The sequence below is a fragment of the Hartmannibacter diazotrophicus genome (genome assembly GCF_900231165.1).
GTDB classification, from domain to species: domain Bacteria; phylum Pseudomonadota; class Alphaproteobacteria; order Rhizobiales; family Pleomorphomonadaceae; genus Hartmannibacter; species Hartmannibacter diazotrophicus.
The window spans coordinates 86,966-109,474 of record NZ_LT960614.1 but is presented as its reverse complement, the minus strand read 5'-3'; the positions used below and the strand labels follow the sequence as shown (position 1 = coordinate 109,474).

Genomic DNA, 22,509 nt, shown 5'->3' with positions numbered 1-22,509 from the left:
GGCAAATCAAGACACACGGCCTTCGCCATCCGCACAATCCAGCATCCATTGAACGCCGAAGCGATCCGTGATTTTGCCGTAGTAACTTCCCCACGGCTGCACGCCTAACGGCGTGGTCACCCGGCCGTTGTCGGAGAGACGTGCAAACAGCCGGTCTGTCCTCTCGCGGCTCTCCATGATGAGCATATGGGCAGAGCCACGCATCGGCTCGGCGTCATGATTGTCCGAAGCGAAGAACAGAATGCCCGGCCCTTCAAAGCGGGCATGCCTTATCTTTCCTCGAAGGGCCTCGTCGGGCAGTGGATCGGGCAGGTCTCCGTAGCGCATGAGGCTCGTCACCTCGCCAAGACCGCATTCCGTATAGAAAGCGAGTGCCTGTTCGCAGTCGGTCCTGAAGAACAGGTAGTTGGCGAGCAGCATCGCTTATGCCTGACCCACGGATGAAGCCGCGATGGCGCCGACAAGATCGGCGTTGTTGTAACTGGTGCCGGCAATCCCCCAGGCTCCTTCCGGGGCATAGACGATATTCGACCAGATGTGCTCGCGCTTCAGCTGTCCACCAGCAGCCTTTTCCACGATATCCGTCGCCTTTTCGATGAACGCACGTTTGGCCTCGGAATCCGCCAAAGCAATTTCCGGGAGTTTGAGTTCGACAAAAGCGGCGGTGACGGGCTTGCCGCCGGCAAGGACGCGGCCTTTCGGCAGGACATTGATCGAGCCGACGATATTTGCCGCCATGAAGGCATTTCCAGTCAGTCCAGCAACGTCGAGGAGCGCATCGGTCAGGCCGGCCAAGGCTTGCGCTTCGGCTTCGGCCGACAGCACACCTTCAGAAACGGTAAGCGTGATGGGCATTGATCTCTCCTGTTTGTAGGCGTGTGATCATCGATATATACTGATCGCTCTCTATCTATAGAGAGCATTCGCTCTGCATGCAATGAATAAAGAGCATTCACTCTTTAAAAGGTTGAAAATGCGCTACAGCGTCGAGCACAAGCAAGAAACCCATACGCGAATCGTCGGAGCGGCAGGACGTGTTTTCCGGGAAGAGGGATACGGTGGTGCCGGTATCGACGCGCTGACAAAGGCGGCCGGCGTCACGAACGGCGCCTTCTACGGGCATTTCAAATCAAAGAGCGAGGCGTTCCGCACCGCCGTTCTGGCTGGACTGGAAGAGCTGCGTCAGGGGATTGCGATGCTCAGAGTCGAACGATCTGACGGGTGGCTACCAACGTTTATTGGCTATTATCTCGGCTACAAGCGGACATGTAGCCTCGGCGACGCATGCACCCTGCCGAGCCTCTCGTCAGACGTCATGCGATCGGATGAAGAGACCCGACTTGCCTACACCCATGAATTGGAACGCCTCATCAAGGAGTTGGCCGCAGGCCTGCCGCACGCCTCCCCTCTTCAGCACAATGCCGCACAGGAAGACCGTGCGATCGAACTGCTCGCCATGCTCAGCGGTGGAGCCATGCTTGCCCGCGCCGTTTCCGATCCGCTCCTTTCGGAGCGCATTGCCCGCGTCGTCGGGGCGGCTGCACTGACGATCGGGCACGGCGGGGAACCGGATTCCAGCGAGGCGCCCTAATATCACGGTGCGATCAGTTGCGCTGAACTGCGATATGCGCCCCGAGGCCGATCAGGATGCCGCCGCCGAGATAGCGGGCGATCCGCTGTGCGCCACCGGATCGCCGCAGCCGGTCAAGTATCGCTCCCGCGAGCAGAACGCAGACGATGTCCGCCGACGAGAACATGAGATTGACGACGGTGCCAAGGATCAGAAACTGACCCGCGACCGGCAGACCGGCCGCGGAATCGGTGAACTGGGGCAGGAAGGCCAGGAAGAAGACCGCTGTCTTCGGATTGAGCACCTCGACGAAGATGCTCTGGACGAAGGCCGCGCGCGGAGATGATACGGCTCCGCGCGTCTCCTCGACCGATGCGCTGTTCCTGCGACGGATCATCTGGACACCGAGCCAGACGAGATAACCCGCGCCAGCAAGCTTGACCGCCGCATAGAGCGGCGGAACAGCATGAAAAAGGACCGTCAGACCCATCGCCGCGGCGAAAACATGCGCGTAGCCGCCGATATGAATACCGAGCGCGGCCATCAGACCGGCACGCCGGCCACGCGCCACCGTCTGCGCCGCCGCGTAGAGCATCGCGGGCCCCGGAATATAGGCGAAGACGGCAGTCGCGAGAAAAAAGGCCAAAAGGACTTCGAACGACGGCATCCTGTCCACTCCAGTCGAGGCAAACCCGGCGTGCCGGTTCCCCTTCCTCAGGCCTTCGTGCGATAGGGCCGCGGCGTCACCGGCTCATGGGCGGCCTTCGCCTCTTCCATCGGCTGGGTGGTGAAGCCCTCGATGCCGGAAACCTCCTTGGCATCGCGCTGGATTTCGATCGGGCTCGTCAGGTAGGCCGTCACCAGTTCGGCGAGCGAGCGCAGGGCATGGATGTTGGTGCGCTCGTAGCCATGCGAGGCGTCGACGCCGAAGGTGATGAGCGCTGTGCGCACGTCGGCCCCCGCCTCCAGCGCCGAGGCACTGTCGGAGCGATAGAAGCGGAAGACGTCCTGCTGGTAGCGGATGTCGTTGTCCCGGCAGAGCCGGATCAGCTTGCGCGTCAGGTGATAGTCGAAGGGACCCGTCTGGTCGGCCATGGAGACCGTGACGCCGAATTCGTCGGAGGCTTGGCCCGGCGCGGCCGTGCCGTTGTCGATGGCGATCAGCGAGGCGACATCGCTCGTCAGCACCGACGACCCGCCGACGCCGACCTCCTCGGCGATGGAAAAGAGCCAGTGGGCATCGACCGGCAATTGCGCGCCCTCGCGCAGGATCGCTTCGAGAGCTGCGAACATGACCGCGACGCCGGCCTTGTCGTCGAGATGGCGCGAAACCAGGAAGCCGTTGTCGAGAAACTCCGGCTGCGGATCGATGGACACGAAGTCGCCGACCGAGAAGCCCAGACGCTCGCAATCGACCTTGGTGCGTACCAGCGCGTCGACGCGCAATTCGACATGCTGCCAGCCGACGGGGGCCGTATCGACCTCCTCGTTGTAGGTGTGGCCCGAGGCCTTCATCGGCAGGATGGTGCCGCGCCAGGCCCCCTTTTCGGTGTAGATCGTGGCGCGAGCCCCCTCGGCGAAGCGCGCCGACCAGTGACCGATCGGCACCACCTCCAGACGGCCGTTGTCCTTCAGGGCCTTCACCTGGGCGCCAAGCGTATCGACATGGGCGATGACGGCGCGGGCCGGACGGCGGGCGGAGCCTTGCAGGACGGCGCGGATGGCACCGCGGCGCGTCAGCTCCGCTTCGATACCGAGACGCTCCAGTTCAGCGGTGCATTCGCGAACGACCATGTCGGTGTAGCCGGTCGGACTGGGAATCGAGAGCAGCGTATCGAGCCGCTGCAACAGATAGTCGGAATCGATTGCCAGTCTGGGCATAGTGTCTCCTCGTTTCTTGCTCTTCTTGCGCCGGGTCGCACGCGCCGCCGGCGCCATCGGGCCTAAAGCCTGCGCGCCGCATCCGGGCGGAACATGGCGAATGGCCTGGCTCTTCCGTGCGATGCGGCCGGAAGACTACCGAATATAGGGAGAATTTTTTCAGAAGCACCCCGGGCCAAGGCCAATCGGCAGACTTCGGCCCATCCCCACCCGGCAAGCCATTGCCTTGTGGCCACTCCCCCCGTCAGCTTCCGGCAAAGGACCGGGCGGCGGCATCGACGAGCTGAGGCGCGCCGCCCGTCACCTGGTAGATCGCCAGAGCCCGGTCGTTGGTTCCGTTGGTATTGAAGCGGAACAGGCCGTTGACCGAGGAAATGAAGCCCTGGCGATTGGCGAGAATGCCGGGATCGAAACGACGCGGACCGGGCACCTGCTTGACGAGGCCGCAGGCGAGCAGCACCGCGTCATAGGCAAGGGTCGCCTTGGGATAGGGCTCGACGCCGAAGGACGTGCGATAGCGCGCCGCGAAGGCGTTGAACCGGTCGATCTCGGGCGCGGGGAAGAGACCGCCGGCAAGCGCGGTCGAACCGAAGACGGCCGCATCGTTCCACTGCCCGGAGCCGAGATAGGTCACTTCGCTTGGCGACAGGCCAACGGACGTCAGCGCTCCGGCGGCCTGAATCGCCAGCTGCCCGCCATCGGGCAGGAAGATGGACTGGATGCGCGCCTTGTTGCCGGCCAGCGAGGCGGCCTTGGCCGAAATGTCGCCGGCGTTGGGCTCGAAGCGCTCCACGGCGACGATGCTGATGCCGTAGCGGGTCGCATGGGACCTGAGCGACGCCTCGGCCAGGTTGCCGGCGGCCGAATTGCTGATCATCGCCGCCACCGAATTGCGGCCGAGCGCCGCCGACTTCGCGACCATCTGCTGCATCTCGTCGCCGATCAGGAAGCCCATGATGTAGACGCCGGGCTCGGCGACGCCGGGATCGGACGAGAAGGCGATGACGGGCACCTGCGCGCCCTTGGCCACGGGCGCCGCGCCGCGCACCTCGGCGGCAAAGAAGGGGCCGATGATCAGCTGGGCGCCTTCGCTCAGTGCCGCCTGGGTGGCAGCGGCCGCGCCTTCCGCCGTACCGGCCGAATCCTTGACGAGGATCGTCACGTCGGCTCCGGCGAAGTCCTGCAGCGCCATCGCGGCAGAATTGCGCAGCGCCGTCGCGATCGTGCTCGCCGCGCCCGTCGCAGACTGGGGCACAAGCAATGCGACCCTCACCGAGCCGGTTCCAATCGTGTTGCCGGTCGGCGGCGGCAGGTTGGGATCGAGCACCGCGCCGGAGGTTCCTGTTCCCGGGCCCAATCCGCCGGACAGCTGCTGCGAGCAGCCGGCGAGCAGCGCGCCAACGCCGGCCATGAGAATTCCGCGACGGCTCGGCGCCGGCGTCCGATCGCCTCCCGATCCCCTGCCATGATCTGCCGTCATCGCACCTGCCCTTGTCCCACCAACTGTTTTGCCAACACGTTCAGCGCCTCGGTCCGGCGATCTACCGCACCTGCACAGTCCTTATCTGACGGAAAATGGTGCAAGACGGCAACCGCGTTCGACAAAATTCTCGTGAATCCAAGCAATATCTTCATCAAATATCGACGATTTTCAACGCGGCCAGCCCGCCAAACCATCCGGCGCCGCATGCTGCAGGCAAAGGCCGGCCGGTTTGCCATTTGCACCGCAGGCCGTACTGTCTGGCCAAAGCACATGGCTCAGCGCACATCCGGATGGAAAACCGGTTCCCGTTTTTCACCGATTTGCTCTAGACGATACTGCGGCAACAATTTCGGGACAGGACGAGGATGCCATCCCATCAGGACACGACCCACCGGGACGCTCCGGCGCGCGAGGAGCGCAGCTACGCGATCGATGGCCGAACGGTCAGCGTTCGGCCTCTCGAGCCCGGCCTTTATCCCGTCGCGACGCCCATCGGCAATCTGGCGGACATCAGCCTGAGGGCGCTGGAGGTGCTTGCCGGGGCGGATCTCATCGCCTGCGAGGACACGCGGGTCTCGCGCGTTCTGCTCGACCGCTACGGCATCCATCGGCCTCTCGTCGCCTATCACGAGCACAACGCCGCCCGTGAACGCCCGCGGCTCACAGCGGCGATGACGCTCGGCAAGGCCGTGGCGCTGATTTCCGATGCCGGAACGCCGCTCATCTCTGATCCCGGCTACAAGCTCGTCGAGGCGACGCTCGAGGAGGGCCACAAGGTCGTGCCGATCCCCGGCCCATCGGCGATCCTGACGGCGATTGTCGCCTCCGGTCTTCCGACGGACTGCTTCCTCTTCGGCGGCTTCCTGCCGTCCAGACAGACCGCGCGGCGTCAGCGCCTTGCCGAGTTCGCCCAACTCGGCGCCACGCTCGTCTTCTATGAATCGCCGCACCGGGCGGCCGAAACCCTCGCCGACATGGCGGACGTCCTGGGCGCCGACCGGCCCGGGGCGCTTGCGCGCGAACTGACGAAGCGCTTCGAGGAAGTGCGCCGGGGGCCTCTCAAGGATCTTGCCGAGGGGGCGCAGGCCACCCCGCCGCGCGGCGAGATCGTGTTGCTGGCCGGTCCCTATGTGCCGGGAGAAGCGAGCGAGGACGATCTCGACGCCCTCCTGATCGATGCCCTCTCGCAGATGCCGATGGGCAAGGCGGCGGCGGAGATCGCCAAGGTGACCGGCAGGCCGCGCAAGGAGGTCTACGCGCGGGCGCAAACACTCAAGGCGCTCGTCCCGACGGATGCACCCGAAGAGGACGAGGCACCGTGACAGTCCGCCAGCCGTCCGGCCCCACGGCCAGGGAGCGCCGGCAGAAGGCGGAAAAGCGTGGCATCATGGCCGAGCATGTCGTCGCCATCGCCCTGCGCCTCAAGGGCTACCGCATCCTTGCCCGGCGCTATCGCACACCGGTGGGCGAGATCGACCTCGTCGTCCGGCGCGGCCGGCTCGTCGCCTTCGTCGAGGTGAAGGCACGCGGCGACATCGACACCGCCGCCGAAGCGGTGACCCCACGGACCCGGCGCCGGGTCATCCAGGCAGCCAGGCTCTACATGCAGAAGAACCCGCATCTCGACGCATGCGACCAGCGCTTCGACGTGGCGCTGGTGCGTCCCCGGCGCTGGCCCGTCCATGTCCCGTCCGCCTTCTTTGCCGACGACTGACCTGCGTCGCGCCCGAACCGCGCCGGACAGAATCAGGACCTTCGGTGTGCCTGCCCCGTTGCGGGCCGCCGTGCCGCGGTCCATATGTGCCTGACGAGATGTCCCTCCGCGCACCGTCCCTCCTTGCGCAGCCAGCCCCACGAGATTTGCCATGAGCCTGACAGTTGCCGTCCAGATGGATCATATCTCCACGATCAGGATCGGAGGCGATTCCACCTTCGCCCTGATGCTGGAAGCCCAGCGGAGAGGCCACCGGCTGCTGCACTACACGCCCGACCGCATGGCGATGACCGGCAAGAGCGTCGCCGCCCGCGTGGAGCCGGTCGAGGTCGCCGACGTCGAGGGCGCGCATTACGCGCTTGGCGACGCCTATCGCATGGACCTTGCCGACGCCGATGTCGTGCTTCTGCGCCAGGAGCCGCCCTTCGACATGGCCTATGTGACGAGCACGCACATGCTCGACCTCATTCATCCGAAGACGCTGGTGGTCAACGATCCGGCGAGCGTGCGCAACGCCCCGGAAAAAGTGCTGGTCATGACCTTCCCGCAGCTGATGCCGGAGACGGTGATCACGCGCGACGTGCAGGAGGTGAAGGATTTCCGCAAGCAGCATGGCGACATCGTTATCAAGCCGCTCTATGGCCACGGCGGCCAGTCGGTGTTCCGCGTGCGCCCCGAGGACGAGAATTTCGGCTCGCTGATGGACCTCTTCACCTCGCTGTCGCGCGAGCCCTTCGTCGTGCAGCGCTACCTGCCTGCGGTGCGCGCCGGCGACAAGCGCATCATCCTCGTCGAGGGCGAGTTCGCCGGCGCGGTCAACCGCGTGCCGGCGGCCGACGACCTTCGCTCCAACATGGTGCGCGGCGGGGCCGCCCAGACGACGGAACTCACCGACCGGGAAGCCGAAATCTGCGCCACCATCGGACCGGAGCTGAAGCGCCTCGGCCTTCTCTTCGTCGGCATCGACGTCATCGGCGGCTTTCTCACGGAGATCAACGTGACCTGCCCGACCGGTATCCGCGCCATCCGCAAGCTCGGCGGCCCGGATATCGCGGCGCGGATCTGGGACGCCATTGAGGCCAAGGTCGCCGCAAAGGCTGACTAGACCCGAACAGAAATCCTGCTTTTGTTCTCGTTTTATTCTTGAATGCCCTGTCTGGTTGTGCAACCCTTCCGCAAGTTCCAGTGGAGGCGGGGGTCTTGCCATGGTCAGTCGGGTGACAACGGTCGCCTTTCAGGGCGTTGAGGCCGTGGATGTCGATGTCCAGGTGCATGTGGCACCCGGCTCGCCGAATTTCACCATCGTGGGACTGGCCGACAAGGCGGTTGGCGAAAGCCGGGAGCGCATTCGGGCGGCGCTGACTGCCTCGGGCCTTGCCCTGCCGGCGCGGCGGATCACGGTCAATCTCGCCCCGGCCGACCTGCCGAAGGAAGGCAGTCACTACGATCTTCCGATTGCGCTTTGCCTGATGGCGGCGATTGGCGCCCTGCCGGCCGACGCGCTGGAGGGCTTCGTCGTCCTCGGCGAGCTTGCGCTCGACGGGACACTGTCTCCGGTCGCCGGCGTGCTGCCGGCCGCCATCGCCGCCAATGCGAACGGCAAGGGCCTCATCTGCCCCAAGGCGTCGGGAAGCGAGGCCGCCTGGGCCGACCCCGACATGGCGATTCTCGCCCCGCTCAGCCTCATTGCCATCGCCAATCATTTCAAGGGAACGCAGGTGCTGAGCCGCCCCATTGCCCGGCGCAGCGAGATGGACACCTCCCTGCCCGATCTTGCCGATGTGAAGGGACAGGAGACGGCCAAGCGTGCGCTCGAAATCTGCGCCGCCGGCGGCCACAACCTCCTGATGATCGGCCCGCCGGGCGCTGGCAAATCAATGCTGGCGCAGCGGCTTCCCTCCATCCTGCCGCCGCTCAGCCCGCGCGAACTGCTTGAAATCTCGATGGTCGCCTCGATTGCCGGAACGCTCGCCGACGGCAAGCTCTCCGACCGGAGGCCCTTTCGCGCGCCGCATCACTCGGCCTCGATGGCGGCGCTGGTCGGCGGCGGCCTTCGGGCACGGCCGGGCGAGGTGTCCATGGCCCACAACGGTGTCCTCTTCCTCGACGAGCTGCCGGAGTTCAACCCGACCGTTCTCGACAGCCTGCGCCAGCCGCTGGAGACCGGCGACGTCGTCATTGCCCGGGCCAATCATAGGGTCACCTATCCGGCAAGGTTCCAGCTTGTCGCCGCCATGAACCCGTGCCGCTGCGGCCATGCGGGAACGCCCGGCTTCACCTGCCGGAGGGGCGACCGCTGCGCCGCCGACTATCAGGCGCGGCTTTCCGGGCCGCTGCTCGACCGTATCGATCTTCACATCGAGGTCGGCGCGGTTTCGGCAGCGGACCTGCAACTGCCGCGATCGAGCGAAACGAGTGCCGTCGTCGCCGAGCGGGTCGCCCAGGCACGGATGCGCCAGACAGAGCGCTTCGCGGCCCTTCAGTTGCCGCATCTGCGCACGAATGCCGATGCCCCGTCGCGGGTCATCGAAGAGATTGCTGAGCCCGACCGGAGCGCCGCCCAGCTGCTGCGTGATGCCGCCGACATGATGCGGCTTTCGGCCCGCGCCTATCACCGCGTCCTGAAGGTGGCGCGCACGCTCGCCGATCTCGACGGGGAGGACCGCGTCGGCCGGCTGCACGTGGCCGAGGCGCTCGCCTACCGGCCGCAAACGGACCGGATGGCAACGGCCGCCTGATGGCGCGCGGCGGAAGCCGCAGCATTGCCTACGCGCTAAATTTATCCGGCTTATCATGCATCGGCGTCTGGACCATCGCCGGATCGGCGGGATGACGGGATCAAGGTGCCAGGTCGTCCACCGCCCCCGCAGCGGCTTCCGGGCTAAAGCCGGCGGCTCAACGGCCGCTCTCCGCGCTGCCCTCGGTCCTCGCCGGTCATCGATCACCATCGATTCAGGACTGCAGGGAAAAGGAAATTTCAAGGATGTTCCTTCATCCTGTCCGCCACGCGAATGAGAGCAGGACGGGTGATGATCAAGCTGAACGGCCGAACCGACCGGCAGGACAAGGTCCATGCCGAGTTGCCGCGCGAGCATCCGGCACGGATCGACGAGGCAACTGCGCCCCGGCCGGTGGGGACCGAGTGGGGCATCGTCGAGGCTGATATCCCGGCCGCTGGCCGCAAGAGCCGAACGCTGGCCGAGGCAGCCCTCGATCTTGGCATGATTGGCCTCACGGCTGCCGCGGCCCTTCTTCTCATTACCGCGGCGATCACCGGCAATCCCGTTCTCGGTTTTGCCGCCGCCTTCGTTCTCGGCGGCGGCTCCGTCGACCTGATTTCCCGGCTTCTGCGCAGGGCGCGCAAGCGCCGCCCGGCTGCGGCGACAGACAGCCAGTCCGCTCCCGCCTCCGGTCCGGATATCGAGGCGCTGACGGACGACCTTTGGGAGGCGCGCGAGCAGCTCGAGCAGCTTGGTGGCATCATCCAGGCGAGCGGCGACGTCGTCCTGCAGCGGGACAAGACCGGCCTCATCATCGGCGTCAACGAGAGCTTCATCCGGCTCTTCGGCATTTCCGAGGACGAGGTCATCGGCCGGAAACTCCTCGACGTGATCAGGCTGGACGACGGGCATCCCCTTTCGACGGACGAGGAGGGGCGTGAACGCTCCTATCTGCTGCCGGTCCGGGACGTGCCGGTCGAAACGGCGCAGGGAACGCGCTGGTTCTCCTGGACCGAGACCTGTCTCAAGGACGAGGGAGACCAGTCCGTCATCCATTGCATCGGCCGCGACGTCACCGACCGCAAGGCGACGGAAGCGGCGCTTTCGGTGGCGCGCGACATGGCCGAGGCGGCCAGCGAGGCGAAGTCGCGCTTTCTCGCCATGGTCAGCCACGAGATCCGCACCCCGCTCAACGGCATTCTCGGGATGATCAACCTGCTGCAGCAGACGTCGCTGTCGTCCGAGCAGCAGACCTATGCCCGCGCCATCGAGACATCCGGCGACGCCCTGCTGCTGCTCATCAACGACCTGCTCGATTTCTCCAAGATCGAGGCCGGCCGTATCGACCTGATGCCAGAGGCGGCCAATATCGGCGAACTCGTCGAGGCGCTGGCCGAGCTTCTGGCCCCGCGCGCACAGGCCAAGGGCATCGAGCTTGCGGCCTATATCGATCCGGACCTTCCGCCCTCTCTCCGGGTAGATGCGGCGCGCCTGCGCCAGGTTCTGTTCAACCTTGCCGGCAACGGCATCAAGTTCACGGCCGAGGGCGGCGTCGCGATCGAGGTGTTCCGGGTGCGCGCGGCCGACGAAGGTCAACGGGTCGGTGTCCTGTTCCAGATCCGCGACACCGGCATCGGCATCGATCCACAGGACGGCGACCGAATCTTCCGCGAGTTCGAGCAGGCCGAGCCTGGACCGGCACGATCCTTTGGCGGCACGGGGCTCGGGCTTGCGATCTCGCGGCGGCTCGTCCACCTCATGGGCGGCGAAATCCGGCTGGAATCGGCTCTCGGCGCCGGCGCCTGCTTCTCCTTCCTGATCCGGCTGGACACCGAGCACGAGACGGCCGATCCGTCAGGGACCGTTCCCGGGACAGCCGCCGCGCCGACGATCCCGGTTCCCAGCTTCAGCTTTGCGCCTGGTCCCGGCGCGGGCGCCCGGGCCCATCAGCAGATGCTGATTGAGGCACTCCTGAGCCGCCAGGACGATCCGTTGGACATGCGACCAGACGGAACAGCAGGGCCCGGTCTATCCGTTGCAGCCGACATGGCCGGCGCCAGCGAGGAAGCGAAAGTGGACGAGGGCGCGTCCGCCGACACGCCCCCCAGCACACCCCTACCCCAGGCGCAAGGCGGCGAACTTGCCGGCAGGCGGATCGTGCTCGTCTCGCATGCGCTCATCGAGGGTCCCCTGATCTTGCGCCGGCTGTTCGAGCGCGGCGCCGATGTCCGGCTCCTGACCCAGCAGCAGGTCGAGGCCGACCTGATGGGCGGCCCTCCGGCCGATGTCGTCCTCGTCGATGCGGCGGTCGGCGATCCGATCGCCATGATCGAGCGCATCCGGGCGATGACCTCGACACCGGTCGGGATCGTGATCGACCCGTTGCAGCGCCCGCAACTGGCGGAATTCAGCGATGCGGGCTACGGCGCCTATATGGTCAAGCCGGTGCGCTCCTCGTCTCTCGTGCTCACCGTGCGCACGCTGCTCGGCGAGGCCATCTTCTCCCCCCAGGACGAGCGCCCGGACATGCACAGCGAGCCGAAGCCGACCGCCCGGCCCGGCTGCCACGTGCTGCTGTGCGACGACAACGAGATCAACGTCCTGCTCGGACGCGGTCTCCTGGAACGGCAGGGGCATTCGGTGAGCGTCGCCGTCGACGGGCGCCACGCCGTTGCCGCCTATGAGGAGGCAGTCCGATCCGGCCGCGCCTTCGACATCGTGCTGATGGACCTGCACATGCCCGAAATGGACGGCTTCGAGGCGACACGGCGGATCCGCTCGCTCGACATTCCCGACACGGCGCATCATCCGCTCATCATCGCCCTCACCGCCGACGTCATGCCGGCGACGCGGGAGAGCTGTGAGGGCGGCCTTTTCGACGACTGGGCGTCGAAGCCTCTGCAGCCGGACCACCTGGCCTCGCTGCTCGCCAAGCACATGGATGCGCGCGAGCGGGCCGGCTGATCGACGGGCGCGCGTTGACGGGGGCGCGTCGACGGGGACGCGGCGCCAGCCGGCACCCCGGCGACCCGCCGGGATTTGATCCATCGTCCTGCTTGCCCCGGATCATCGGTCGGTGCGACGTTGATCCCTCCGCCCATGAGGTCTACAAGCTCACGATCTCTTTTCTTCAGGCTCATCATGAAACTCGACAAGATTGAAGCGGCCATCGCCGCCATTGCCAACGGCGAACTCGTGATCGTCGTTGACGATACCGACCGCGAAAACGAGGGCGACCTGATCATGGCCGCATCGAAGGCCACGCCCGAGACGATGGCCTTCATGATCCGCCACACCAGCGGTATCATCTGCGTGCCGATGACGGGCGAGCGCGCGGACACCCTCAACCTGCCGCCGATGGTCGCCAACAATCTCGATCCGATGCGCACGGCCTTCACGATCAGCGTCGACTACAAGGTCGGGATGACCACCGGCATTTCATCTGAAGAACGCGCCAACACCGCCAGGGCGCTCGCCAACGACAATGCCCAGGCGAGCGACTTCCTGCGGCCCGGCCATATCTTTCCGCTGATCGCGCGCGCCGGCGGCGTCCTGACCCGCTCCGGCCACACGGAAGCGGGCGTCGATCTTGCCCGGCTCGCCGGCATCGAGCCGGTCGGCATTCTTGCCGAGGTGGTCAACGACGACGGCACCGTGAAGCGGCTGCCCGAACTCCTGGCCTTTGCCGCCGAGCACAAGCTGAAGATCATCAGCATCGAGGATCTGATCGCCTATCGCATCCGCACCGAGCGCTTCGTCTCGCGCGCGGCGGCGCAGCCGATGACGATCGGCGGCATGAAGGCGATGGTCTATGCCTACCAGACGCCCTTCGATCCGCTGCAACACATCGTCGCCGTCTTCGGCGAGATCGGCAACGGCGAGGATATCTTCACCCGCATCCACCGCGAGCAGCCGGTGCTGGACCTCTTCTGCCGGTCGGCGCAGAAGGGCTTCTGGCTCGACGGGGCGCTCGAGGCTATCCGGTCACAGGGCGACGGACGCGGCGTTCTCATGTTCCTGCGCACCCCCCATGCCGACGACCTCGCTGAAATGTCGACGACAGGGGCAACGGACACACCAGACGAAGGACCGAAGGACGGCGAGGGTCACAGCAGTGCGATCAAGCGCATGAACCGGTGGCGGGAAGTCGGCGTTGGCGCGCAGATCCTGCGCGACCTCGGGGTCGTCTCGATCGCCGTTCTTGCCTCGCAGAACCGGCAGTATGTCGGCCTCGGCGGCTTCGGCATCGAGATCAGCCGCACCATCAGGCTCGAGGACCAGGCCTGACCGGGACAACGTCCGGCAAGCCATCTGCCCCGACCCTGCGTCATCTGCCGGCCCTGCGAAGAGAGGCCGGGCGGACTCGGGCAAGAAGCGGGGGCAAGAGACACGGGCAAGCGTGGCGGGATCCCAAGAAGCAAAAAAGCACCGCGCGGGCTTTCCGCACAGTGCTTGGCGTTCTGACGGCTTGACTCTTCGCCGCCGGCAAAGGCCCGGCGGCGAAGAGTCAACCATCTAGCATCAAACAAACAAGCGCCACCCTGTCCCCGCTTGCACGGGGGCAGAATGGCGCTCGATTCTTCGGGCAAAGACTGACGGAAACCCTCAGTCGCCCAATTCGATCGAAACGGCCTCGCGGCCCTTCGGCGTCTCGACGATCTGCATCGACACCCGCTGACCATCGTCAAGATGGGCCAGACCGGCGGACTGCAGCACCGAGATGTGCACGAAGACGTCCTTGCCGCCGTCCTCGCCGGCAACAAAGCCGAAGCCCTTTTCAGGGTTGAACCACTTCACCGTGCCCTCGAGCGGCATCGCGGACGACATGTCCACCGTCCGGCGAGGCGGACGCGGGCTGCCACCGAAACCACCACCGCCAGCACGCGGAGGCCGATCCCCGAAGCTGCGATCTCCGCCGCCGAAGCTGCGCGGACCGCGGGCCGGCTCGGAAGCCGTGCTTTCATCGACGTCGATGACCTTCACAACCTGCTTGCCCTTGGCGCCCTGAGCCACCTGGACCTTCAAGGTCGAGCCAGGAGCAACGGTGTCGCGACCGACCGCCTGCAGCGCTCCAATGTGAAGGAAGGCGTCGCCCGATCCATCGGTCAGCGCCGTGAAGCCGAAACCCTTCTCAGGGTTGAACCAGGAAACCGTGGCGTCCACAACCGGACCTGTCGCTTCCGCGCCACCGCCGAATCCTGAGCCGCCCATCGGCCGCGCGGGCCGCTCGCTACGCATCTCGAAAGGAGGCGGCATGTCGTCATCAAATCCGCCGCGCCGACGCGGCTGGCGAAAGTCCTTACCCTTACCCATTCTAACGTTCTCGTCTCCGCCATCCAAAAGCACAGCCTGCACCCAACCGGAGAAATGGATGCGGACATCAATCGCAACAGAGCTAATCCAGATACTTCTTTCCTGTTTGGCTACTTGAGCCGCGACGCCGAACGCAATCAGGACCGAATAATATGAAGAACCGCTCCGCAAATACCATTACCACATGTTGTTCCGCGCGACGCCAAGGTTTTTTTGCGAATCGCCCTTCTCGCGCCGAATTTTTTTCCGAAGATCGGCCGAGCCCGCGTTTTATGCCGCTTCGCAATGCAGTTTGTTATGAATTTGAGCGACATGATGAGGGTGCCGAGGTCTGAAACGAGTCCTTTTTCGCCCAGATCCATGAAAATTTGGGGGAGTGAATTATTTCGTCCAAATCGGTCGTCCCTTCGCCTGGCCAGACTGTTGCCGCCGTGACACCACCACCCGTTCCGACACTCCTGACCGCGATCGCGATCGTCACCGCTGCGGCCTTGCTGAGCGGTCAGCTTCCCTTGCGCTGGGTGGGGTTTCAGGGACAGGAGACCGTTGTGCCCGCGTCGGAATGGACGCCGCCGGATCCGCTGGCCTCGCTCGATCCGAAGACACGCAAGAGCGCCGTCTCGCCTGCCCCCTATGGCACCGAATTCCGGCAGGTGGCCTCCGTGCCGCCGGTCACCTTCTGCAAGCTGCTCGGCGATGCCGGCATCCCGATGAGCGAGAGCCACGCGACCGTCCTTTCGCCGCAGCTGACCCAGTGCACCTCCGAGTTGATCCTCGTCAGCGACCAGCGCGCGACCACCGGTTCCGGCAAGAAAGCCCAGAGCGGCCAGGGCAATGACGCACCCCAGAATTCGCTCTTCGTCCTCGCCCAGAGCGATCTTCAGGGGCATCTGCGGCTCATCCGGGTCAAGATGAACCTTGAGGACCGCGACGGCGCCGACGACGCCAAGGCACGCATGAAGTCGCTGATCGAGACCGTCTTCCGCATCGAGAGCTGGCCGATGCCATCCGGCCTGCTCCGGTCCATCGACTATCTCGACCCGATCGACCGGACCGTCGCCGGCATGCGGATCACGATGAAACGAGAGTGGGGCGACATCCCGCGCTTCAATCTGATCATCGAGCCGGCCAAGCTGAACCTGCCGCCCGCGGGTCGCTTCGGCCCGCGCACGGGCTAGAAGCCTTCGCGCACTCCGTCGTCCGATCCCCTGGACAGCATCACCGAGACCGCCGGGCACCGGACAGATCCGGCATGTCATGTCGCGTCCGTACAACGGAACAGCCGAAAGCATGCGGGCAGGGCTCGACCGGGCAACGGATACTCGCGTCCACTCTGCAAATGATCGAGGCGGTCATGGAAAAGTTTTCCGGCTTCAAGCTGATCCGGCGGGCCCTTGGCGGCCATCAGGGCTGGGGGCGGCAATGGCGCACTCCCGAGCCCAAGGCCTCCTACGACGTCATCATCGTCGGTGCCGGCGGCCATGGCCTGGCAACAGCCTACTATCTGGCGACCGTCCACGGCATCACGAATGTCGCGGTGATCGAGAAGGGCTGGCTCGGCGGCGGCAACACGGGGCGCAACACCACCATCGTGCGCTCCAACTATCTCTTCGACGAGAGCGCCGGGCTCTACAACCATGCCCTAAAGCTCTGGGAAGGCCTGTCCCAGGAACTGAACTACAACGTGATGTTCTCGCCGCGCGGCGTCCTGATGCTCGCGCACAACATTCACGACGTTCAGTCCTTCAAGCGCCATGTCCATGCGAACCGCCTCAACGGCGTCGACAACGAGTGGCTGAGCGCGGAAGAGTGCCGGGAATTCTGCCCGCCGCTCAATATCGACGCCTCGACGATGCGCTATCCGGTGCTCGGCGGTGCGCTGCAGCGGCGCGGCGGCACAGCCCGGCACGATGCCGTCGCCTGGGGCTATGCCCGCGGCGCGGACGCGCGCGGCGTCGACATCATCCAGAATTGCGCGGTCACCGCCATCCGGCGCGGACCGGACGGCGAGGTCCAAGGTGTGGAGACCTCAAAGGGCTTCATCGGCGCCAGGAAGATCGGCGTCTCGGCGGCCGGCAACACCTCGGTGGTAATGGCGATGGCGGGCCTCAGGATGCCGCTCGAAAGCTATCCGCTGCAGGCGCTCGTCTCCGAACCGGTCAAGCCGGTATTCCCCTGCGTCGTGATGTCGAACACGATCCACGCCTATATCTCGCAGTCGGACAAGGGCGAACTCGTCATCGGCGCGGGCACGGACGCCTATACGTCCTACACCCAGCGCGGCGGCATCCATATCGCCAACCACACGCTGGACGCGATCTGCGAACTCTTCCCGATGTTCCGACGCATGCGCATGCTGCGCAACTGGGGCGGCATCGTCGACTTGACACCGGACCGCTCGCCGATCATCGCCAAGACGCCGGTCAAGGGCCTCTACGTCAACTGCGGCTGGGGCACCGGCGGCTTCAAGGCGACGCCGGGCGCGGGCCACGTTTTCGCCCACACGATCGCCAAGGACGAGCCGCATGCGATCAACGCGGCCTTTACCATGGAGCGCTTCCGCGACGGCGTCCTCATCGACGAGGCGGCCGCGGCGGCCGTCGCCCACTAAGGCGGGACGGCGATGACCGACCGGTCTACCCCCGCCCCTTCTCATTCCCCCTGTTCGTGGAGATCGGCCCGATGCTGATCATTGCCTGCCCCTATTGCGGCCCCCGGCCGGAGCTTGAATTCCGCTACGGCGGCGAGGCCCATGTCGCCCGGCCGGCGGATCCGTCCGGGCTCGACGACGAGACCTGGGGCACGTTCCTCTACCAGCGGTCCAACCCGCGCGGCCTTCATGCGGAGCGCTGGCGGCATGCGGCCGGCTGCGGTCGCTTCTTCAACGCCGTCCGCGACACCACGACCGATTTCTTCGTCGCCACCTACGAGACCGGCCAGCCGCGTCCCGACATCGAAGGCCCTGGAGAGAGCACGAAATGACCAGCCCGTTCCGTCTTGCCTCCGGCGGGCGCATCGACCGTTCGCGCCCGATCCAGTTCACCTTCGACGGCCGCTCGCGCAAGGGCTTTGCCGGCGATACGCTCGCCTCGGCGCTGATTGCCGACGGCCAGCACCTGATCGGCCGGTCCTTCAAGTATCACCGCCCGCGCGGCTTCCTGTCGGCCGGATCGGACGAACCGAACGCCCTTGTCGGCGTCGGCCGCGACGATGCGCATTTCTCGCCGAACCTGCGCGCCACGCAGGTCGAACTCCACGACGGTCTCGTCGCCGTCAGCCAGAACCGCTGGCCGTCGCTCGATTTCGACGCCGGCGCGTTCAACGACCTTCTCGCGCCCTTCTTCCCGGCCGGCTTCTACTACAAGACCTTCATGTGGCCGGCGAAGGCGTGGGAAAAGTTCTACGAGCCGAAGATCCGCGCCATGGCCGGTCTCGGCCGCGCGCCGGAAGAGGCCGACGGCGACCGCTACACCCAGCATTTCGCCCATTGCGAGGTGCTTGTCGTCGGCGCGGGACCGGCCGGCCTTGCCGCCGCCCTTGCCGCCTCGGAAACGGGCGTGCGCGTCATCCTCGCAGACGAGCAGAACGAGTTCGGCGGCTCGCTGCTCTCCGACCTTTCCTCAACCATCGACGGCAAGCCGGCGATGGACTGGGTGGCGGACGCGGTCGCGGAGCTCAAGGGCCGGGCCAACGTCACGCTGCTCAGCCGCACGACGGCCTTCGGCTACTATCCGCACAACCTGATCGGCCTTTGCGAGCGGGTGACCGATCACATGAGCGTTGCCGATAGCGACCTGCCGCGCGAGCGCCTGTGGCAGGTGCGGGCCGGCCAGGTGGTGATTGCCGCCGGCGCCCACGAGCGGCCGCTGGTCTTTCCGGAAAACGACCGCCCAGGCGTCATGCTGGCGGAAGCCGGACGCGCCTATGCCAACCGCTATGCGGCCAAGCCCGGCAACCGCGCCGTGATCTTCACGGCGGCCGATTCAGCCTATAGCGTCGCGCTCGATCTCAAGGCCGCCGGCGTCGAGATCGCGGTCATAGCCGATCTGCGCAAGGAGGCGAACGGCCCGCTGCCGGAGATGGCACGCGCCGCCGGCATCGACGTGCGCACGTCCACAACGGTTGTCGGGACGCGCGGCCGCCTGCGGGTCTCGCAGGCCCATCTTGCGAGCTTGAAATCCGACGGGTCGGTCGGCTCGACCGAGCCGATGCCCTGCGATCTCGTGCTGATGTCGGGCGGCTTCACGCCGTCGGTGCATCTCTTCTCGCAGTCGCGCGGCAAGCTCGGCTGGAACGGCGAACTCGGCGCCTATCTTCCGGACGTTTCCGTCGAAGCGGAGCGGTCGGCCGGTTCGTGCCGGGGTCTCTACGGCCTCGACAAGGTGCTGGCCGACGGTTTCGCGCAAGGCGCGGCCGCGGCCAAGGATGCCGGCGCCACCACCACGCCGTCACGCAGTTTCACGGCCAAGGCCGCTGACGCGGGCACGGACGGCTTCATCGGAGCTGCGCCGCACAACCGCAACCCCAATTTCGCCAAGGCCTTCGTTGACTGGCAGAACGACGTCACCGCCAAGGACATCAAGCTTGCGACCCGCGAGGGCTTCCAGTCGATCGAGCATATCAAGCGCTACACGACGACGGGCATGGCCACGGACCAGGGCAAGACGTCGAACATGAACGCGCTCGGCATCGTCTCCGACGCGCTGAAGAAGCCGGTGACCGAGATCGGCCTGACGACCTTCCGTCAGCCCTATACGCCGACCACCTTCGGCATCTTTGCCGGCGCGGCGCGCGAGGCGCTCTTCGACCCGGTGCGCACGACGCCGATCCATACCTGGGCGGCAGAGCAGGGCGCGGCCTTCGAGGACGTCTCGCTGTGGAAGCGCGCGCATTACTTCCCGAAGGGTGGGGAAGACCTGCACGCGGCGGTCGCCCGCGAATGCCTCGCCGTGCGCAACTCGGTCGGCATCTTCGATGCCTCGACGCTCGGCAAGATCGAGGTCGTGGGCCCGGATGCGGCCGAGTTCATGAACCGCATGTATATCAACGCTTGGACGAAGCTCGGCGCCGGCAAGCTGCGCTATGGCGTCATGCTGCGCGAGGACGGCTTTGTCCTTGACGACGGCGTCGTCGGACGGCTTGCCGAGGACCGCTTCCACGTCACCACGACGACCGGCGGCGCGCCGCGCGTTCTCAACATGATGGAAGACTATCTCCAGACCGAGTGGCCGGACCTCGACGTCTGGCTGACCTCGACCACCGAGCAGTGGGCCGTGATCGCCGTGCAGGGGCCGAATGCCCGCAAGGTGCTGGAGACACTCGTCGACGACATCGATCTCTCGGCCGAATCGATGCCGCACATGAGCGTCAAGGAAGGCCACATCCAGGGCATCCCGACCCGGCTCTTCCGCGTTTCCTTCACCGGCGAGCTCGGATTCGAGGTCAACGTGCCGGCCGACTACGGCCGCGCGGTCTGGGAGGCGATCTTTGCCGCCGGCGAAGCCTTCGGCATCACGCCCTATGGCACAGAGACCATGCACGTTCTTCGCGCCGAGAAGGGCTACATCATCGTTGGCCAGGAAACAGACGGCACGGCGACGCCGGACGACGTCGGCCTTTCCTGGGCCATCGGCAAGACCAAGAAGGACTTCGTCGGCAAGCGCTCGCTTGCCCGCCCGGCCCTGATGGCACCGGACCGCAAGCAGCTTATCGGCCTGCTGACCGAGGTGGCGGGCGAGGTGCTGGAGGAAGGCGCGCAGGTCGTCGCCGACCCGAACGCGCCGGTGCCCATGCCGATGATCGGCCATGTGACCTCGTCCTATCCGAGCTCGACACTCGGCCGGTCCATCGCCCTTGCGATGATCAAGGGCGGCCGCGCCCGCGTGGGCGAGACGCTCTACGTGCCGATGCCCGGCCGCACGATCAAGGTAACGGTGACCGATCCCGTCTTCTACGACAAGGAAGGGAAACGCCTCGATGGCTGACCTCAGTGCCCGGCGCAGCCACGCGCTCGAACCGCTCATTGCCGTCTCGAAGGCGATCCCCGCCGTCGGCGTGATGGCCCTCGCACCCGCCGTCCGGCTCAACTTCCGGGGTCGTCCCGCCGCCATCGAGGCCGCGGGCAAGGCCTTCGGCATCGATCTGCCGCAAGAGGCCTGCCGCTTCGTGCAGAAGGATGCCCGGCGCGCCCGCTGGCTAGGGCCCGACGAGTGGATGCTGACGACGACCGAAGACGACGCGGCATCGCTCCGTCAGGCGCTCGACAGTGCGCTCGCCGGCCTGCCGCATTCGCTGACCGACGTCAGTCATCGCAGCCTTTCCATCGCCGTCACGGGACCGCAGGCGGCCTTCGTCATCAACGAGGCCTGTCCGCTCGATCTCTCGCTGGCGGCCTTTCCGGTCGGCATGTGCACGCGGACCGTCTTCGGCAAGGCGGAGATCATCCTGACGCGCACGGACGAGACCCGCTTCGAGATCGACGTCTGGCGGTCCTTTGCCGACTATGTCTGGCGTTATCTGGAGGAGGCCCGGCGCGAGTTCGCCTGAGGCGGCGGAGACCCTGCGACCGGCGCCAGACCTGGCAGGTGCCGGGCACCGGCGTCGCCATGCAGCAGTCTTGAAGTTTTCCATATTGTGGCCCGCAAATTGCTGTAGATTGTAACGATCTGACAGCAAGAAACCGCATGCCCTCGTGGCGCGCGTGGGAACAGCGGGCATGAAACCGATCGATCGTCTTGGAACGGCGAAGCTTGGCGCGGGAATTCCAACGCTCAACGTCGGCTTTCTTCTCGCCAACAATTTCACGCTGTCCGCCTTCGCGCTCTTCGTCGATCATCTGCGCCTTGCCGCCGACGACGGCGACCGGTCGCGGCCGATCATGGCGCGCTGGAAGGTGATGGCGTCCCGGCCGGAGCAGATTCGATCGAGCTGCGGCGTGCTCGTCTCGCGAACGTCCGAGCTCGCCGATCCGACAGGCTTCGACTACATCGTGGTCATCGGCGGCCTGCTCCACGCCGGGTCGGCCTTTGATGCCGAAACGATCGAGTATCTGAAAAAGGCGGCCAAGCTCGGCATACCGCTCGTGGGCGTTTGCACCGGCAGCTTCGTGCTCGCCCGCGCCGGCCTGATGACGGGGCGCAAATGCTGCGTGTCCTGGTATCATTACCAGGACTTCCTCGACGAATTCCCGCATCACCAGCCCGTCGCCGACCGTCTCTACATTATCGACGGCGACCGGATCACCTGCGCCGGTGGCGGCGGGGCGGCGGACCTTGCCACGACGCTCATCGAGAAGCACATCGGCCGCTCGGTCGCGCAGAAGAGCCGGCACGTCCTGATGCTCGACCGAGCCCGCGCCGGCGGCGAGGCGCAGCCGCATCCGCCCATCGCCGAACAGGTGGAAGACGACCGCGTACGCCGCGCGCTCCTGATGATGGAGCAGAATATCGCCAACCCGATGCCGATCGCCGACATCGCCCGCAAGGTGCGCGTTTCGACGCGCCAGCTGGAGCGGCTGTTCCAGACCATGCTCGGCCAGCGGCCGGCGGAATTCTACCGCCAGCTCCGGCTGCGCTACGCCCGCTTCCTGCTCGACACCACCGACCGGTCCGTGACGGCGATCGCGCTCGACGCCGGATTTTCGGACTGCGCCCATTTCTCGCGCCAGTTCAAGGCGCTGCACGGCTTCACGCCGTCGAATTCGCGGGCGGTCAATCCGCCGCCGGCATCGGCCCCGTCGCTGGCGGGGCAGCGCGTCTTCGAATAGCGGAACAGGCCCAAAATCCGGGCATGCCCGCGGATGTCGCATGAAAGCGTCATCATGTCGTTT

Annotated in this window: 19 protein-coding genes; 13 read left to right on the top strand and 6 right to left on the bottom strand. The window is 66.0% G+C overall.

All coding sequences use genetic code 11. From position 1 onward, the window contains the following. Window positions 1-6 precede the first annotated feature (6 nt). Both HDIA_RS00455 and HDIA_RS00450 read right to left on the bottom strand, forming a co-directional pair. Window positions 7-420 carry a VOC family protein gene (locus tag HDIA_RS00455; protein WP_099553366.1) on the bottom strand — a complete coding sequence of 138 codons (414 nt, stop codon included), beginning with the start codon at window positions 418-420 and terminating at the stop codon, window positions 7-9. A 3-nt stretch (window positions 421-423) separates the two neighbouring features. Beyond that, on the bottom strand, window positions 424-855 hold the full coding sequence (locus HDIA_RS00450; protein WP_099553364.1) for a tautomerase family protein: 432 nt from the start codon (window positions 853-855) through the stop codon (window positions 424-426). A gap of 118 nt (window positions 856-973) precedes the next feature. On the opposite strand from HDIA_RS00450, the gene HDIA_RS00445 reads away from it, so the two are divergent. Then, window positions 974-1,591: a TetR/AcrR family transcriptional regulator gene (locus tag HDIA_RS00445; protein ID WP_099553362.1), complete on the top strand. Its 618-nt coding sequence runs from the start codon at window positions 974-976 to the stop codon at window positions 1,589-1,591. A 13-nt stretch (window positions 1,592-1,604) separates the two neighbouring features. On the opposite strand, the gene HDIA_RS00440 is transcribed toward HDIA_RS00445, so the two are convergent. The 3 genes from HDIA_RS00440 to HDIA_RS00430 form a co-directional block, all read right to left on the bottom strand. After that, window positions 1,605-2,237, bottom strand: coding sequence for a LysE family translocator (locus HDIA_RS00440; RefSeq protein ID WP_099553360.1), 633 nt, complete (start codon window positions 2,235-2,237; stop codon window positions 1,605-1,607). Window positions 2,238-2,284: 47 nt separating this feature from the next. Beyond that, window positions 2,285-3,451: an osmoprotectant NAGGN system M42 family peptidase gene (locus HDIA_RS00435; protein WP_099553358.1), complete on the bottom strand. Its 1,167-nt coding sequence runs from the start codon at window positions 3,449-3,451 to the stop codon at window positions 2,285-2,287. A 244-nt stretch (window positions 3,452-3,695) separates the two neighbouring features. After that, window positions 3,696-4,862, bottom strand: coding sequence for a penicillin-binding protein activator (locus HDIA_RS00430; protein WP_157775102.1), 1,167 nt, complete (start codon window positions 4,860-4,862; stop codon window positions 3,696-3,698). 437 nt (window positions 4,863-5,299) lie between these two features. Between HDIA_RS00430 and rsmI the strand changes: the two genes are divergently transcribed. From rsmI to ribB, 6 genes are all read left to right on the top strand, one after another. Further along, complete coding sequence (rsmI, locus tag HDIA_RS00425; protein ID WP_099553355.1) at window positions 5,300-6,256, top strand: 16S rRNA (cytidine(1402)-2'-O)-methyltransferase; 957 nt, start codon at window positions 5,300-5,302, stop codon at window positions 6,254-6,256. Then, window positions 6,253-6,648 (top strand): YraN family protein, encoded by a 396-nt coding sequence (locus HDIA_RS00420; protein WP_245884084.1) that lies wholly within the window; start codon window positions 6,253-6,255, stop codon window positions 6,646-6,648. The genes rsmI and HDIA_RS00420 overlap by 4 nt, the downstream gene beginning before the upstream one ends. 151 nt (window positions 6,649-6,799) lie before the next feature. Then, window positions 6,800-7,753, top strand: coding sequence for a glutathione synthase (gene gshB, locus HDIA_RS00415; protein WP_099553351.1), 954 nt, complete (start codon window positions 6,800-6,802; stop codon window positions 7,751-7,753). Window positions 7,754-7,853: 100 nt separating this feature from the next. Beyond that, window positions 7,854-9,386 (top strand): YifB family Mg chelatase-like AAA ATPase, encoded by a 1,533-nt coding sequence (locus tag HDIA_RS00410; RefSeq protein WP_099553349.1) that lies wholly within the window; start codon window positions 7,854-7,856, stop codon window positions 9,384-9,386. A gap of 291 nt (window positions 9,387-9,677) precedes the next feature. Further along, window positions 9,678-12,332, top strand: a complete 2,655-nt coding sequence (locus HDIA_RS00405) for a hybrid sensor histidine kinase/response regulator (protein ID WP_162292592.1) — start codon at window positions 9,678-9,680, stop codon at window positions 12,330-12,332. Between the two features lie 177 nt (window positions 12,333-12,509). Then, window positions 12,510-13,655, top strand: coding sequence for a 3,4-dihydroxy-2-butanone-4-phosphate synthase (ribB, locus tag HDIA_RS00400; protein ID WP_099553344.1), 1,146 nt, complete (start codon window positions 12,510-12,512; stop codon window positions 13,653-13,655). A gap of 318 nt (window positions 13,656-13,973) precedes the next feature. Here ribB and HDIA_RS25940 read toward each other — a convergent pair whose 3' ends face one another. Continuing rightward, the gene (locus HDIA_RS25940; RefSeq protein ID WP_342748072.1) at window positions 13,974-14,852 is read right to left on the bottom strand and encodes a cold-shock protein; all 879 of its coding nucleotides are present in this window, start codon (window positions 14,850-14,852) and stop codon (window positions 13,974-13,976) included. A gap of 260 nt (window positions 14,853-15,112) precedes the next feature. Here HDIA_RS25940 and HDIA_RS00390 point away from each other — a divergent pair, with 260 nt between their 5' ends. From HDIA_RS00390 to HDIA_RS00365, 6 genes are all read left to right on the top strand, one after another. Continuing rightward, window positions 15,113-15,859 (top strand): DUF6030 family protein, encoded by a 747-nt coding sequence (locus tag HDIA_RS00390; protein WP_157775099.1) that lies wholly within the window; start codon window positions 15,113-15,115, stop codon window positions 15,857-15,859. 176 nt (window positions 15,860-16,035) lie between these two features. Next, a complete protein-coding gene (locus HDIA_RS00385) occupies window positions 16,036-17,292 on the top strand; it encodes a sarcosine oxidase subunit beta family protein (RefSeq protein ID WP_099558621.1) in 1,257 nt (418 codons plus the stop codon). 71 nt (window positions 17,293-17,363) lie between these two features. Further along, window positions 17,364-17,663: a sarcosine oxidase subunit delta gene (locus tag HDIA_RS00380; RefSeq protein WP_099553338.1), complete on the top strand. Its 300-nt coding sequence runs from the start codon at window positions 17,364-17,366 to the stop codon at window positions 17,661-17,663. Next, a complete protein-coding gene (locus HDIA_RS00375) occupies window positions 17,660-20,665 on the top strand; it encodes a sarcosine oxidase subunit alpha (RefSeq protein ID WP_099553335.1) in 3,006 nt (1,001 codons plus the stop codon). The genes HDIA_RS00380 and HDIA_RS00375 overlap by 4 nt, the downstream gene beginning before the upstream one ends. Next, window positions 20,658-21,227, top strand: coding sequence for a sarcosine oxidase subunit gamma (locus HDIA_RS00370; RefSeq protein ID WP_099553333.1), 570 nt, complete (start codon window positions 20,658-20,660; stop codon window positions 21,225-21,227). The genes HDIA_RS00375 and HDIA_RS00370 overlap by 8 nt, the downstream gene beginning before the upstream one ends. Window positions 21,228-21,396: 169 nt before the next feature. After that, the gene (locus HDIA_RS00365) at window positions 21,397-22,446 is read left to right on the top strand and encodes a GlxA family transcriptional regulator (RefSeq protein ID WP_099553332.1); all 1,050 of its coding nucleotides are present in this window, start codon (window positions 21,397-21,399) and stop codon (window positions 22,444-22,446) included. Window positions 22,447-22,509 lie beyond the last annotated feature (63 nt).